This window comes from Cytophaga hutchinsonii ATCC 33406, assembly GCF_000014145.1.
GTDB classification, from domain to species: domain Bacteria; phylum Bacteroidota; class Bacteroidia; order Cytophagales; family Cytophagaceae; genus Cytophaga; species Cytophaga hutchinsonii.
Genome location: NC_008255.1, coordinates 1,958,948 through 1,973,404 on the forward strand (window position 1 = coordinate 1,958,948; position 14,457 = coordinate 1,973,404).

Sequence of the window (14,457 nt, forward strand, 5' to 3'; positions counted from 1 at the left end):
TCGAATGAGGCTTTTTGAATATTTTTTAACGAACAGTTAAAATACTTCGATAACAGTATATAGTCTGTCTAAAAACATAAAGGTATCGCCCTTTTTCTTATCTACCAGAATCTGGAACAACGGCGCAAGGGTAGAGACTGCCTGAAAACTTAAGTCTTCTACTTTGATTTCTCCTAAGCCTGTGCTGATAAAATAATTCTGAAAGTTTGTAAATACAACCGAGCCGAATTTTACTTTATCATGCTCAACAATATTAATCCTGTTTAATAAACCCAGGTTATTTACACCTTCGTTTGCCTGACGCGCATACATATCCCGTGTTGCGTGCATGGATTCTCTGAATGAATCGGATAATTCTTCCGTTACTTTTTCAGCATTAGCGCTTGTCAAGGCATCTTCCATTGCTTTTTTAGCAATTGCAACGGTATTTTTCTGAATATCAATACACTTATTTAAAAGTGCTTTTTTCAATTTTATCTTTTCATCTGAAGTCATGGTGATCTGACCTACACGTTTCGGTGCGGGACCTTCCATCGTTAATTCTTCAGAAATATATTTAGACGATGCCTTTTTTACAGCGCTTGTTTTGGCTGTCTTTACAGGTTTTCTGAAAACAACTTCTTCCTCGTCGTCATCGTCATCGTCATTTTTTTTCTTTTTGCGTCTTGGTTTAGCGGCAACTTTTCCGGCAAGGGCAGCAGCTGGCAGAACAGGCGCTTCTTTTTTCACTTCAGCTTTTGCAGCCGGAGCGGCGATTTTGACTGTCTTTTCAGGAACTGCTTTTTTAGCAACCGGTGCAGCAGGTTTTGCTTTTGCAGCAGCAACCGCTTTTTTAGCAACAGGTACATTTTTAGCAGCTTTTTTAATTTCAACAACCTTGGCAGCTTTTGCAACGGGTTTTGCAGGAGCTTTTACGGCAACTTTTTTAGCAACCGGCTTTTTAGCTGCAGGAGCTTTTTTAGCAGGAGCAACAGGTTTAGTAGCTTTTTTAGCAACAACCTTCTTTTTAGCAACAGGAGCTACTTTCTTAGCAGCAGGTTTTGCTGCTACTTTCTTTTTGGAAGCGGTGGTGGTGACCTTAACAGCTGTTTTTTTCTGTTTATCGGCCTTTTTAGCAACTACTTTTTTCGTTGCTACGCTTTTTTTAGCACTACTTGCGCTCTTTTTCGCTACTTTTGCCATTTTTCAATGAAAAAATTTACTTGTTTAATGACTAACCTTCCAAGGTTTTCGGATACTAATTTAAAAGGTTCATTGTCAATTACAAAACTTCCATCTAAATCAATGTAGTCGGAATGGCCTGAAATCCACATTCCTGACCGTATTCCAAGGGTAGTTTCGACCATACAACCCACCATCGTTTTAAGCCCTAACTCTTTGGATTTCAATAATATATTAGCACCTTCGCGATACCCGCCCGCCTTCATTAACTTCATATTTACACCGTGGAAAAGTTCTTTAATTTCTTTTAAATCCGGGGCAAAAGTTATCGACTCATCCGCAATTACAGGTATTTTACTATACTTTTTAAAGTATTTATAGGCATCCTTTTGTGCTGACTCAAAGGGTTGTTCAATAAATTCCAACGGAATCCGCTTTAATTCTTCCAGTTCTTTTATCAATAAATCAGGGTCTGTCCAGGCTTCATTGGCATCCACCCGGATCATTTTATCAAAATACCGGCTCGCGGTTTTGATCAATTCTTTACTTTCTTCTTTTCCTGTTTTAATTTTCAGGGTATCAAAACGGGTGAGATCATGCGTTTGTATAAATTCCTGTATCTGGCCCGGATCCATAATGGGTAAGGTATAGGAAGTGGCAAGGGGAGATGTATGCATTTTTATTCCCGTATAGCGTTCAAAAAAAGCCGGATCTTTATCACAACGGGCATGCACATACGCACTTTCCAGCGCAAAGCGTAAGGATTGACATAGTTTCAATCCATCCAGCACATCGTTGTATGCATGTTCATCCTGCAGCAACGAATCTTTCCAGACTGTCTGGAAATGTTTAAACTGCAGATCAATCAATTCTACAGATTCGCCATAACGAACATTGGGAGCCGCTTCTCCGGGATATGTACGTCCGTCTATGCACAGAAAAACAATCACATTTATTTTTTCAGTAGAAGCATTCCGTGAGATTTTCCAGGTATATTTTAATGGCAGCTGCAAATGTGCCTGTTCCCAATAGCTTTTTTCCATATAAATGATTTATGTACGAAAATAGGGATACTTTCCGTTCTTGTAGCAACAAAATATGCGATTATTGTATACTTTTGTCTTTTATATTATGAGCATACGCGTTAAAATACTTGCTATCCTGTTATCCTTAAATAGTTTACTATTGAACGGGCAGGATGTACAATTTTCACAATACTACAATACACCGCTTTTTTCCAATCCTGCTTTTGCAGGAACAGGTGATAATACCCGTTTAGGTATGCATTACCGAACGCAGTGGACCAATATTGCAAAGCCCTATACAACCTATGCTGTCTGGGGCGACCACGCGATTGAATCTGCCCGCAGCGGAATTGGCCTATGGATCATGCGCGATGCACAGGGACAAACCCGTACCCATTCAACAGAAGTTAATGTTTCTTATTCATACCTGGTACCATTGGAAAGCGGCTGGGTATTCAGACCAGGTTTACAGGCAGGATTTGCCGTTCGCGATGCAAATTATTCAAGTGCTTTATTCGGCGATCAGATAGACAATAACGGAACAACCGGAGCACCTTCTTCAGATCCGATTTTAAACGCTTCCCCATCAAAATTGTATCCGGACATCGGAGCGGGCGGATTGGTATACAATGAAAACTTCTGGTTTGGCTTAGGCATTAACCATTTAAATACACCCAATCAATCCGTAACCAATACCAAAGGATTTGATCTGCCGATGCGTTTCAACATACAGACCGGGTACAAAATTATGCTGAACGGCGGCGGCGGATACAGAAATTACCGGCCACAGGGAGGCAAAGAAATCAGCTTAACTCCAACTTTAAATTTTAAGGCACAAGGTGCAAATACACAGCTCGATATAGGTTTATATTACACCTATGATCCAATCATGATCGGGTTGTGGTACAGAGGCATTCCCGTTTTGTACAACAATGGCCTGCCAAACAATGAAGCACTAATCCCAATGATCGGTTACAGACATAAAGGCTGGAGTTTTACCTATAGCTACGACTATACGCTTTCATCGTTAACCAATAAACAAAGTGCCGGTTCACATGAAATATCGTTAATCTATGAATTTAAAGTACCCTATCGTAAGACGGCTGGAATCAAACGTTCGATTCCTTGTCCAAACTTCCAGCGTACCTATCAGTAGGCCTCTATGACAGCTATAGAAATTGGTGTGGAGTGTGCTGGCTGGGTGGGAGCCATATTGGTTTTGATTGCATTTTTCTTAATCTCAACAAATAGAGTCAATGCCAACATGCCGGTTTTTCATTGGTTGAATATTTTTGGCGCGGTTGGATTAATCATACATACGCTGTACAATACAGCTTACCCATCTGCATTTGTAAATGTAATCTGGGCAGGGGTTGCGGTATATTCGTTGAGCAACATCCTTAAAAAACGCTGATCAGAGGTGTGAAATTACTTTCTGTCCGTTTCAGGAACAAGCAAAAAAATAGAGAGATTATATGAAATAATCTCTCCAATAACCCACAGCTGAAATATTCTAACTGAAAAAAATCGAGTATTTTTATTGAATTATATGAATTTTATGTTGTCGAGTAAGGCTTTTTTTACTGAATGCCGTTAAATTTTAATTTAAAATTCTTCTAAAATTTCAGTTTTAATGAAATGATTAAATAATGCTTGCAAAAATATGAAAACATAATATAAAAACAAATTCATTTTTAATTAAAAATAAAAATACGTACAAAATATATAATCAAATATGAGGATATATGAAATATTTTCGTTATAATTATATAATATTCATTACATCAACCGTTATGAATTTTTTAAGGATGGTATTGCTAGTCCTTTAATATTCTTTTAAATTGAAATTATAATGAAAAACTTAACAAGCATTGGAGAGAGATTACGGTCCTTTTTGGAAGCAGAAAGAATACGTCCTAATACTCTTGCCCGTCAAAGTGGAAATTCCAGCACGCAGATTTACAACATCCTGAATGGACGTAAATATGGTACAGACAAGCTTCTTCAGATTATAGAGGCATTGCCAACCATGAACATTTACTGGTTATTGCTTGGTGAAGGCAATATGTATATCACACAAGGAACTGCAACATCTGCTGAAACCGAAAACAAAGGAAATTCAGATGAATTTCTTGTGTTACAAAAAGAAATAGAGAATTTACAGGCAATGGTTAAATTGCAGGAGATGACTATTAATGCGTATAAACGTTCCGCTGATTTAGCAGATACAACGTTGGTAGATCTTAAAAGAATTGCTACGTTCTACAAAGATCGTTTTGAAGAAAACAATACGACAAAGTCTGCATAATTAATATTTTTACTTGTTGAAAGCTATGGAAAAAAGCTTGAGGCCTATTACACGAAAAGTTAAAAAGTCTGATAAAATCATTCAGATTAACGGAAAGTATTACGCTGAAGTAAACAATCATCATGTAGAGGTTTTCCTCACAGAATTGGCGTTATCCTTAGCGGCTGAAGTGGATAGTCTTAAAGAGCGTTTACTGTTGCTGGAACAGCAGATAAAAATGTATAACGATTAACGGATCCTGTAATTTACAGAAATGTCTTTAGCCACTTTACAGCATCCTGTTCATTCCTGAAAAGTCTGGATGGGATAGATGGCTTGTTTAGGTAAATGAAAATGTTTCCAATAGTCTCTAAGAATATATTGTTAACAATAAGCGCTCCGGCAGATATGAATGTATTGCTTTCCGGTTTTGCAAAAAAGGCCCTTGCCTGTGAAGTTACGGATTTAATATTGCGGATGTCTGCCAGCACAGGATAGGTAACACCGGCAGCAAAAAGTAATCGCTGCTTAACAACTTCCTGTGCAACTTCCAGTGTTAATACAGGAGCGAGGTAAATACCATATAAAATACCCTCTTCGATATAAAATTTAATACATTCACTTTCATATTTTTTACTCATACTAATTTTCAACTTATTTTTTTACAATCTTAACGGATCGATTTTTGTAATAGTTTTTTTTAACATCCATTCATTCCTTCAACCAATTCATTGCATCTTTTTCACTGCGAAAAAGTTTTAACGGAACAGGATGCTTGCTTAGATAAATGTAAATATTCCCGATCGTTTCCTGAAAAATATTATTCACAACAATAGCCGCAATGGATATTCCATCAAAACAATACGGTTCTGCCAGAAATTTTCTTGCTTCTGCAGTAACGGATTTTATTCTTCTGATATCAATTAAAACACGGTAGGTTTTACCTTCAGAAAACGTTAATCTTTGTTTAACAGCTTTTTGAGCCACATCCAATGTTACAACAGGAGGCTGGTAAATACCGAACAGAATAGCATCTTTAAAAAACAATTCTACATTCTCATCTTTATAACTGCTACTCATGCACAAACGCTTTTTACAATTCAAAAATAGTATTATCTTTAGTTTATACTAAGAAATGCCCCAAACATTTAAGCTTGTAAAATACGTGTTTGATGTAATAAAAATTGGATTTTTTTTCATTTAGATAACATAAGTTAATGCACTAATGAAAGATATTCTAGCCGGACTTTTCAACCAGGAAATCAGTATAGGACCCAAAAGTTTCCTGATTGAAGCAGGTGAAACATCTGACAGGTTCTATTACTTAAAAAAAGGAATTGTTCGGTTCTGGCATATGAGCAATGATAAAGAAACGACTACACAACTGCTTTTTGAGGGCAAGTCGTTTACATCCATAGAATCGTTTTTATTTAATGAGCCCAGTATTTTTAATATTGAAACAATTGATGCCTGCGAGCTGACATACATTACAAAAGCAGATTTTGATGCGTTTCTAACAGCACATGCAGATCTGAAAGATGCTGTATACCATAAGATTATCCACAATGTGGTGCTTAATTCCAGAAGAATTTATTCCTTAATGACCACCAAACCCGAAGAGCGTTACTGTGAACTGGTAAAAACATATCCGGAGCTGATCAGCAAAGTACCGCAGCATATTATTGCATCGTACCTGGGCATTACAACGGTATCGTTAAGCAGAATCAAAAGCCGGACAACCAAAGACGAATAAGGTCCCCAAACTGCAATCAGATTCAGAAATACAATTCAATAAGCAGAATTTCAGAGTCAGATTTTGTGCTCAAACCAGGTGAAAAATAATCTGATTAGAGATGGATATAAGTGGTGTACCAGGTTTATTTTTTTTAGACAGCGGAGCATACAAAAAAGCAGCAGACGTATCTGACAATATCAGGATCTGAAATTGGCGACGTTGAAGCATACAGTACAGCAGCTAAAGATCTTAATCAAAATGAGAGAAATCAGATAGAAGATATGCGGTCGGATTTTACATAATTCTATTTAACATAATGTAAATTATATAACAAATGAATAGCCATCAAATTGATGATTAAAGACTTATAAACATATACATTCACCCAATAACATGGTATTTAGAAGCCTGATCCAATCCTGCTGAACATACTGATCTTGCATTATCGAAAGTATTTTAGAATATTTTTACAATTTTAACGTTCAAACTCACTTTGTAAAATACACTTCTTCAAATGGAATTCTGTGTTGCGGCCAATAGATTCCCTCCGGCACACGGATTCCACAGGCTATTACCATACTGATTTCAGCACCGTATGGCAGCTTTAACAGACGCTTTAACCGCAACGAATCCAGGCCTTCCATCGGACATGTATCATAGCCGATTGCCGCCATGCTGATCATAAAATTCTCACACGCCAATGCCGTGCTTTTATGCGCGACAATCCGCATATCGGACTGCGTAAGTTGCCTGTACATGGGCCTGAAAATGCCTGCAACCTGCGCAATCAGCCATTTTAAACCTCCCAATAGCCCGAAAAAATCCATATATAAAATCGGCATTACCTTGGTAAAGTATTTTATAGCATCCTGTTCGCGTTTTGTATATGCATTAAAAGGTTTGCTTCCGAACAGCTTTCTACGGATTTCAGCATTTGCTTTTGCACGCGCTTTCCAAAGATCCTTACGGACAACAAAAACAACCATTTCTTTGGCATTTTTGGACGCATTCTGGTCCATGCAAACCTTACTCACATCCCGAAGCATTTCAGCAGATGTTATGTGATAAAATTCCCAGAGCTGCATGTTGCTGCTGTTGGGTGCCAACGCTGCCAACCGGATACATTCTTTTACTTTTTCCGTATCCAGTGATTCGGGTTGAAAAATCCGGACCGAACGCCGGTATTCTATAGCTTCACGTGCGGTTTTTTCTGTCGTATGTAGTTCCATAATAACTGCTGAATAGTGTTTTTAACGAATTCTTTCCAGCATACTAAGTTACAGGATACTTTCAATGATTGTTACATAAATTACTAATAAAATTAGTTCAATATTGATTTTTTAATTGTAAATTTACTAATATAATTAGCAAAATAACATGGATCGTTCAATCATACACATGGATCTGGATTCGTTTTTTGTTTCCGTCGAACTTTTACGTCGCCCGGAACTGAAAGGAAAACCCTTGATCATTGGCGGTTCCAGTGAACGTGGTGTGGTTGCTTCCTGCAGTTATGAAGCCCGGAAATTCGGTATTCATTCCGCCATGTCGAGCCAGAAAGCCAAAAAACTTTGTCCGGAGGCTATTTTTGTCCGCGGTGACATGCAGGAATACAGCAAGTATTCAAAGATTGTACGGCAGATCATTCACGATAAAGCGCCTGTGTACGAACAGGCATCCATTGACGAATTTTACCTGGATATTACCGGCATGGATCGTTTTTTCGGCATTTTAAAATGGACAACCGAACTGCGTGAAACCATCATTAAAGAATCCGGTTTACCGATCTCCTGCGGATTATCTGTTAACAAAGTTGTTTCTAAAATAGCCACCGGCTTATCAAAACCAAATGGCTTGTTATATGTTCCGGCCGGAACAGAAAAAGCATTCCTCGCTCCTTTACCGATTGAAAAAATTCCTATGGTTGGTAAAAAGACCACAGAGATTTTACATCAGGCAGGTATTTTCGATATCGGAACATTAAGCAATACACCTGCTGTACAAATAGAAAAACTGCTCGGCCAGCACGGGCAAGGCCTCTGGAAACGTGCAAACGGTATTGATCTTTCACCTGTTGAACCATATTCCGAACGCAAATCCATTTCCACAGAAACAACCTTTGGCGAAGACAGCACCAATGTTCCCATGCTGCACGCCACCTTGTTACAAATGGTTGAAGAGCTGTGTTTTTCACTCCGGAAAAAGAATTTCTTAACCGGCTGTTTAACCGTTAAAATCAAATATTCAAACTTTGAAAAAGAAACCCGGCAATGTTCTTTTTCTTATACCTCTTCAGATGATGTGCTTATGCAAAAGATCACAGGCCTGTTTGATGCGCTGTACAATAAACGCAAACATGTCCGGCTTATCGGTGTAAAGCTGAGCAACCTGGTACATGGAAATTATCAGATCAGTCTGTTCGAAGATTCTGAAAAAAATCAGAATCTCTACGCCGCCATGGATGCGATCCGAACTAAATTCGGTCAGGATGCTGTTAAAAGAGCAATAGGTAAAAAAACCGGACAGGGCAAATGATGTATTCGATCATTGATATTGAAACAACCGGCGGACATGCTTCGGGAAACCGGATCATTGAGATTGCAATCTATAAGTTTGATGGAGAAAAAATAACCGATACTTATCAGACGCTGATCAATCCGGAGCGTCGCATTCCTGTATTTATAACTTCCTTAACAGGCATTGATACTGAAATGGTAGCCGATGCCCCGGTCTTTGCAGATGTTGCACGGGAAATCACAGACTTTACCAGAGACAGTGTTTTTGTTGCACATAATGTCAATTTCGATTATACGTTCGTAAAGAAAGAACTGCAGGCACTTAACATGCCATACAATCTGCCGAAACTGTGTACCGTTCGTTTGAGCCGGAAAATTTTCCCCGGACTACCCTCCTACAGTCTTGGTAATCTATGCGGCAGCCTGGGTATTGATGTACAGAACAGACACCGCGCGGCAGGTGATGCAGAAGCAACGGTGAGGCTTCTGAATAAACTATTATTAAATGATACAGAAGGATTTATACCAAAGTCTTTAAAGAAAAATTCGAAGGAAACGTTACTGCCTGCAAACCTGCCGCGCGAGCAGTTTGATGCACTGCCGGAAACGTTTGGTGTGTATTATTTTCACGATCATAAAGGCAAAGTGATCTATGTAGGCAAAGCCAATAACATCAAAAAACGTGTCATCAGCCACTTTTCCGGCAAACAGCAGAATCAGAAAAGCCAGCAGTTTATGCAGGCCATATACGGACTGAGTTATGAAGTATGCGGCAGCGAGTTATTGTCTTTGCTGCTGGAATCCCATGAGATCAAAAAATATTTCCCGGTCTATAACAGCATTCAGAAATTCGGCGAAAAGAATTACGGCATTTATCAGTATGAAGATAATGCCGGTTTCATCCGCTTATCCATCGCCAAAGTAAACAAACTTCAGCACCCGCTTATTTCTTTCAGATACATCAGCGAAGCACGTACATTTCTGTTGGAAAAAGTGCGCACGTTTCAATTGTGTCACCGCCGCAGCGGTTTACAGACTGCTCCCTGTTCAGACGTTGAATTGTGTACCGCCTGTAAAGGCACAACAAGAAGCACCGCGTATAATGTAAAGATGAAACGCGCCCTGGCAACGTTTGAGCATCCGGATCACAGTTACATCATTAAACAGCCGGGCCGCACACGAGATGAATATGCGGTAATTGTTGTTGAAGCAGGCCGTTACCTGGGCTATGCCTACATACCAGCTGATCTGTCAGGATCAACTATTGAGGAACTGAAACCTTTTGTTAACCGCCATCCGGATAACCGCGACATCCAGAAGATTTTAGCCATGCATCAACGGAAAAGTATGGTTATTGCTGTTTAGTATTTTTTGTTCAGCGGATATAATCCTGTCATATTGTTTCACAGATAGGTTAATCCTGTACCGGAATTGGCTGTTGAGCATACATTAGCTCGCGTGCAAAAATGTGTTGTTGCACACGTTAAAAAGTGGAAATATTCCTATACAAAATAAAAACTTCCGGTTCGCGGAAGTTTTTTATCGAATATAATATGTTTCGTTATTTCAAAAACTGATCTTCAAAAGATGTAATATTATCCTGAAGCGTTTTTACATTTTTCTTCGCTTCTTCATCTTTTGCACCTAACACGGCACGGTTATAATATTTAGTAGAAACGGCTAATTCCTTTTGAAGATTCTGGCGAAGCGGATCTGTTGCAACAGTTGGTATTGCTTTAAATGATTTTTTAAGGTTGTTGTCACTCACCACAATCTGCTTTGAAATTTCATTAGCCTTGCGCAAACTGAAAACCGCCATATTATAATTCGCATTGAAATTCACAGAATCAATAGCTAAGGCCTTTTGATAATATTCAGCCGCATGTGGTTCATCATTGAGATTGGTATACTGCGAACCGATATTAATTAACAGCTGTACATCTTTTGGATTTTTAGTTGAAAGCACTTTCAGGTTTTCGATTGCCTCCTGTGTTTTATTCATCTTCACCATCAATTCGGTTTGCTGTGTTTTTAATGCAATGTCGGATGGATAGTTGGTTAATGCTTTTTTAGAAACCGTGTATGCACTATCCAATAAATTTTTATCCATTAACGATTCAATATCAATATAGTAAACAGCTTCGCTGGCATAGTTTAACCGAACCAATGCGGAAGAATATTTCTCTAACAGTGCCTGATCTTTCAGTTCATTGGCTGCATAAAAAGCATACACATACGCTGTTGTATCGCCTGGCTTAATGCCTTGCGCACGTTCAAAATCTGTAATAGCCTGACGGTAATTTTCAAGCTGATATAAATTCACACCGTTATTGATGGATATTGCCCAGATCTGTTCCAATGCTTCCTGAGATTTTTTACTGAACTCCCCTGCCGGTTTTTCCAGTTCAAATACTTTTTTAAATGCAGCGGTAGACGTTGTAAGTGCAGCAAGATCTGTGGGGGTTGCCTGATAAAGATCTTTATAGATTAAACCGGTGTAAAACCAGGTCTTCGGCATGCCAATCGTTTTTTCATTGACAACAGCTTTGTCAATTTCTTCTTTGGCTTTTATAAGATTACCATCGTTGCGGTACAAAATGGCGTTGGTTAAGGATGCAACCTGCGCCTGTAATGCATAAGAAAAAACAATCAAAAAGAACGTGAGAAAACGACTCATTATGTAATGGTTTTAAGGATTAGCGATGTATAAATATATTCTTTTGAACAGGTATTTCAATAGGTAAAACGATTAATCCAGGTAATTTATTCAGTATCTATTCCAGGACGGTTTTGCAGCGTTCGCGGTTCACCGCTGCGAAGAAACAACAGAACGTAAGAATCGAAGAAAGAAAATAACGAATAAGAAAGGAGAATTATTTGAATCGATTAAAACTTAACAAATAGTTTACGACATAAACAACAAAGCCATAAACCTCTACTAACGGTTTATGGCTTTGAATATAAATAACTTATTAACAATATTTTATTAATCCTTATTCAGGTGATTCTTCGGTAGAATCTTCCGCAGCATCTTCTTCTGTTTCATCCTCAGCCTCGTCTGCAGCACCTTCTTCGGCAACGATCACGTCTCCCAGATCCGGTTTCGCTAATTCACCACCTTCTTCATCGATAATATCCGTAAATTCGAACTTCGCTACAGAAGCAATAGAGTCTCCATCCTGAATTTTGATCAGACGAACACCTTGCGTTGCTCTGCCCATTACACGCAGATCGGATACAGCCATACGGATTGTAATACCGGATTTATTGATGATCATGATCTGATACTGATCGTTCACACCAAGAATACTGACAAGGTCACCGGTTTTTTCAGAGATGTTCAATGTTTTCACACCTTTGCCCCCTCTGTTTGTTACACGGTAATCTTCTATATCCGAGCGTTTTCCGTACCCTTTTTCTGAAACGACCAGCAAAGTAGTATCCGGAGAACTTACGGCAACCAGACCAACAACCACATCTTTATCGTGTGCCAGTGTTACCCCTTTCACACCTGCTGCTGTTCTTCCCATCGGACGAACTTTGCTTTCGTTGAAACGGATGGCTCTGCCTGAACGAAGTGCAATGACCAATTCATCGCTGCCTGATGTCATTTTCACATCCAGCAAACGGTCACCTTCGTGGATGGTAATGGCATTGATACCGCCGGAACGTGGTCTTGAATACGCTTCAAGTGTTGTTTTCTTAATCACACCTTGTTCGGTACACATAACAAGGTAATTGTTATTGATATAATCGTCGTCTGTTAATGTTTTAACATTAATTACGGTACGTACTTTATCACCTGGTTCAATCTGAATAACGTTCTGAATCGCACGGCCTTTTGTAGTCTTGCCTCCTTCAGGGATTTCGTATACTTTTAACCAGAATACTTTACCGTATTCTGTAAAGAACAATAAATAATTATGAGTAGATGCTACAAATAAATGTTCTGTAAAGTCAGATTCTTTTGAACCTGCTCCTTTAGAGCCAACGCCGCCTCTGCCTTGTGTTCTGTATTCAGACAGAGCAGTACGTTTAATGTATCCTTCATGAGAAATCGTGATTACCATTTGCTCTTCCGGAATCATATCTTCAATATTGATATCATCAGAAGCGTGAACAATGTCAGATCTGCGTTTATCTCCGTAGCGTTCCTTCATTTCGTCCAGTTCCTGTTTGATGATCTCCATGCGAAGTTCTTTACTCGCAAGGATTTCTTTCAACCGGTTGATCAGCGCCATGATCTCTTCATATTCCTTAATGATCTTGTCGCGCTCCATGCCTGTAAGACGTTGCAGCCTTAAGTCAAGTACCGCTTTCGCCTGAATCTCAGACATACCGAAGTTTGTCATCAAACCGATACGGGCTGCTTCCGGATCACGGGATTCACGGATCAGCTTAATTACTTCATCCAGGTGATCTAACGCGATTAAGTAACCCTGTAAAATGTGGGCTCTTTTTTCCGCTTCATTCAATTCGAATTGTGTACGGCGTGTAACAACCTCGTGACGGTGTTCAACGAAATACATAATCATTTCTTTCAGGTTCAGGGTCATCGGGCGTCCTTTAACCAGACACACGTTGTTTACACTGAAAGAAGACTGCAGCTGAGAATATTTAAATAAGTTGTTCAGTACAACGTTTGCGATTGCATCTCTTTTCAGATCGAATACGATACGCATCCCTTCTCTATCCGATTCATCACGGATATCGCTGATGCCTTCGATTTTCTTTTCGTTCACCATCGCTGCGATCTTTTCAATCATGGCAGCTTTGTTCACCATATATGGAATTTCAGAAACGATGATCTGTTCTTTTCCGGTAGATGTTGTTTCAATGGTTGAGCGGGAACGGAGTACGATACGGCCTCTGCCTGTTTCGAACGCAGAACGTATGCCCTGGTAACCGTAAATGGTTGCACCGGTCGGGAAATCCGGACCTTTTACATGCACCATCAGTTCAGGAATGGTAATATCGTTGTTGTCAATAAACGCGATCACACCGTCAATCACTTCTGTGATGTTATGGGGCGCCATGTTGGTAGCCATACCAACGGCAATACCGGAAGAACCGTTTATTAATAAATTGGGAACTTTTGAAGGAAGTACAGATGGCTCCTGTAACGAGTCATCAAAGTTGGGCTGGAAATCAACCGTATCTTTATTGATGTCCGAAAGCATTTCTTCGGCGATACGCTTTAAACGAGCTTCGGTATAACGCATGGCAGCGGGCGAATCACCATCGACAGAACCGAAGTTCCCCTGTCCGTCGACCATTGGATAGCGCAGCGACCATTCCTGAGCCATACGAACCATGGTATCGTATACAGATGAGTCACCGTGCGGATGATACTTACCCAATACCTCTCCGACAATTCTGGCAGATTTTTTATAGGCTTTATTGTAATGTACACCTAAATCTTCCATTCCATATAACACCCGGCGGTGAACTGGCTTTAAACCATCGCGTACATCCGGTAATGCTCTTGAAACAATTACAGACATGGAATAATCGATGTAAGCACCTCTCATTTCATCCTCAATATTTATTGGGATGATGTTTGTACCGCCTGAAATAGGTTGATCCGACATATATTTTGTGTAGAAATTTATTACTTGGAATAACGATACAAGATAGTGAAAATCTGCCTGTTTAGCCAGTTATAAGCAGCACAAAACACGGTAAAGTTTTCAACAGGTTGATAAGTATTTTTTGACTTTTTTATGTCTTACT

At 39.3% G+C, this 14,457-nt stretch carries 15 protein-coding genes; 8 read left to right on the forward strand and 7 right to left on the reverse strand.

The window, feature by feature from the left end; all coding sequences use genetic code 11:
• Positions 1-36: 36 nt before the first annotated feature.
• On the reverse strand, positions 37-1,182 hold the full coding sequence (locus tag CHU_RS08130) for a hypothetical protein (RefSeq protein ID WP_011585054.1): 1,146 nt from the start codon (positions 1,180-1,182) through the stop codon (positions 37-39).
• Positions 1,170-1,838, reverse strand: coding sequence for an enolase C-terminal domain-like protein (locus CHU_RS19925; protein ID WP_369678452.1), 669 nt, complete (start codon positions 1,836-1,838; stop codon positions 1,170-1,172). Before CHU_RS19925 ends, CHU_RS08130 begins: the two co-directional genes overlap by 13 nt.
• Before the next feature lie 118 nt (positions 1,839-1,956).
• Between CHU_RS19925 and CHU_RS19930 the strand changes: the two genes are divergently transcribed.
• From CHU_RS19930 to CHU_RS08155, 5 genes are all read left to right on the forward strand, one after another.
• Complete coding sequence (locus CHU_RS19930) at positions 1,957-2,049, forward strand: hypothetical protein (protein WP_369678450.1); 93 nt, start codon at positions 1,957-1,959, stop codon at positions 2,047-2,049.
• Positions 2,050-2,292: 243 nt separating this feature from the next.
• The gene (locus CHU_RS08140; protein WP_041932279.1) at positions 2,293-3,342 is read left to right on the forward strand and encodes a PorP/SprF family type IX secretion system membrane protein; all 1,050 of its coding nucleotides are present in this window, start codon (positions 2,293-2,295) and stop codon (positions 3,340-3,342) included.
• 6 nt (positions 3,343-3,348) lie between these two features.
• Positions 3,349-3,600: a CBU_0592 family membrane protein gene (locus CHU_RS08145; protein ID WP_011585057.1), complete on the forward strand. Its 252-nt coding sequence runs from the start codon at positions 3,349-3,351 to the stop codon at positions 3,598-3,600.
• A gap of 480 nt (positions 3,601-4,080) precedes the next feature.
• Positions 4,081-4,494 carry a hypothetical protein gene (locus tag CHU_RS08150; RefSeq protein ID WP_143144161.1) on the forward strand — a complete coding sequence of 138 codons (414 nt, stop codon included), beginning with the start codon at positions 4,081-4,083 and terminating at the stop codon, positions 4,492-4,494.
• 25 nt (positions 4,495-4,519) lie between these two features.
• The gene (locus tag CHU_RS08155) at positions 4,520-4,726 is read left to right on the forward strand and encodes a hypothetical protein (protein ID WP_041932280.1); all 207 of its coding nucleotides are present in this window, start codon (positions 4,520-4,522) and stop codon (positions 4,724-4,726) included.
• A gap of 13 nt (positions 4,727-4,739) precedes the next feature.
• Here CHU_RS08155 and CHU_RS18865 read toward each other — a convergent pair whose 3' ends face one another.
• Positions 4,740-5,114, reverse strand: a complete 375-nt coding sequence (locus tag CHU_RS18865) for an STAS/SEC14 domain-containing protein (RefSeq protein ID WP_011585060.1) — start codon at positions 5,112-5,114, stop codon at positions 4,740-4,742.
• Positions 5,115-5,184: 70 nt separating this feature from the next.
• Positions 5,185-5,553: an STAS/SEC14 domain-containing protein gene (locus tag CHU_RS08165; protein ID WP_011585061.1), complete on the reverse strand. Its 369-nt coding sequence runs from the start codon at positions 5,551-5,553 to the stop codon at positions 5,185-5,187.
• A 145-nt stretch (positions 5,554-5,698) separates the two neighbouring features.
• On the opposite strand from CHU_RS08165, the gene CHU_RS08170 reads away from it, so the two are divergent.
• Positions 5,699-6,226, forward strand: a complete 528-nt coding sequence (locus CHU_RS08170) for a Crp/Fnr family transcriptional regulator (RefSeq protein ID WP_011585062.1) — start codon at positions 5,699-5,701, stop codon at positions 6,224-6,226.
• A 470-nt stretch (positions 6,227-6,696) separates the two neighbouring features.
• Here the strand turns inward: CHU_RS08170 and CHU_RS08175 are convergent, their stop codons facing one another.
• A complete protein-coding gene (locus CHU_RS08175; RefSeq protein ID WP_011585063.1) occupies positions 6,697-7,437 on the reverse strand; it encodes a nitroreductase family protein in 741 nt (246 codons plus the stop codon).
• A gap of 148 nt (positions 7,438-7,585) precedes the next feature.
• Here CHU_RS08175 and dinB point away from each other — a divergent pair, with 148 nt between their 5' ends.
• Positions 7,586-8,743: a DNA polymerase IV gene (dinB, locus tag CHU_RS08180; RefSeq protein ID WP_011585064.1), complete on the forward strand. Its 1,158-nt coding sequence runs from the start codon at positions 7,586-7,588 to the stop codon at positions 8,741-8,743.
• Entirely contained in the window at positions 8,740-10,089 is a 1,350-nt protein-coding gene (locus CHU_RS08185) for an exonuclease domain-containing protein (protein ID WP_011585065.1), read from the forward strand. Before dinB ends, CHU_RS08185 begins: the two co-directional genes overlap by 4 nt.
• Before the next feature lie 196 nt (positions 10,090-10,285).
• Here the strand turns inward: CHU_RS08185 and CHU_RS08190 are convergent, their stop codons facing one another.
• Together CHU_RS08190 and gyrA are read right to left on the reverse strand one after the other, a co-directional pair.
• Entirely contained in the window at positions 10,286-11,401 is a 1,116-nt protein-coding gene (locus tag CHU_RS08190; protein ID WP_011585066.1) for a tetratricopeptide repeat protein, read from the reverse strand.
• 316 nt (positions 11,402-11,717) lie between these two features.
• Complete coding sequence (gene gyrA / locus CHU_RS08195; RefSeq protein WP_011585067.1) at positions 11,718-14,315, reverse strand: DNA gyrase subunit A; 2,598 nt, start codon at positions 14,313-14,315, stop codon at positions 11,718-11,720.
• Positions 14,316-14,457: the final 142 nt, after the last annotated feature.

Coding starts and splice junctions, on each gene's coding strand:
- CHU_RS08130 (WP_011585054.1), bottom strand. CDS start 1,182: ATGGCAAAAGTAGCGAAAAAGAGCGCAAGTAGTGCTAAAAAAAGCGTA.
- CHU_RS19925 (WP_369678452.1), bottom strand. CDS start 1,838: ATGCATACATCTCCCCTTGCCACTTCCTATACCTTACCCATTATGGAT.
- CHU_RS08140 (WP_041932279.1), top strand. CDS start 2,293: ATGAGCATACGCGTTAAAATACTTGCTATCCTGTTATCCTTAAATAGT.
- CHU_RS08145 (WP_011585057.1), top strand. CDS start 3,349: ATGACAGCTATAGAAATTGGTGTGGAGTGTGCTGGCTGGGTGGGAGCC.
- CHU_RS08155 (WP_041932280.1), top strand. CDS start 4,520: ATGGAAAAAAGCTTGAGGCCTATTACACGAAAAGTTAAAAAGTCTGAT.
- CHU_RS18865 (WP_011585060.1), bottom strand. CDS start 5,114: ATGAGTAAAAAATATGAAAGTGAATGTATTAAATTTTATATCGAAGAG.
- CHU_RS08165 (WP_011585061.1), bottom strand. CDS start 5,553: ATGAGTAGCAGTTATAAAGATGAGAATGTAGAATTGTTTTTTAAAGAT.
- CHU_RS08170 (WP_011585062.1), top strand. CDS start 5,699: ATGAAAGATATTCTAGCCGGACTTTTCAACCAGGAAATCAGTATAGGA.
- CHU_RS08175 (WP_011585063.1), bottom strand. CDS start 7,437: ATGGAACTACATACGACAGAAAAAACCGCACGTGAAGCTATAGAATAC.
- dinB (WP_011585064.1), top strand. CDS start 7,586: ATGGATCGTTCAATCATACACATGGATCTGGATTCGTTTTTTGTTTCC.
- CHU_RS08185 (WP_011585065.1), top strand. CDS start 8,740: ATGATGTATTCGATCATTGATATTGAAACAACCGGCGGACATGCTTCG.
- CHU_RS08190 (WP_011585066.1), bottom strand. CDS start 11,401: ATGAGTCGTTTTCTCACGTTCTTTTTGATTGTTTTTTCTTATGCATTA.
- gyrA (WP_011585067.1), bottom strand. CDS start 14,315: ATGTCGGATCAACCTATTTCAGGCGGTACAAACATCATCCCAATAAAT.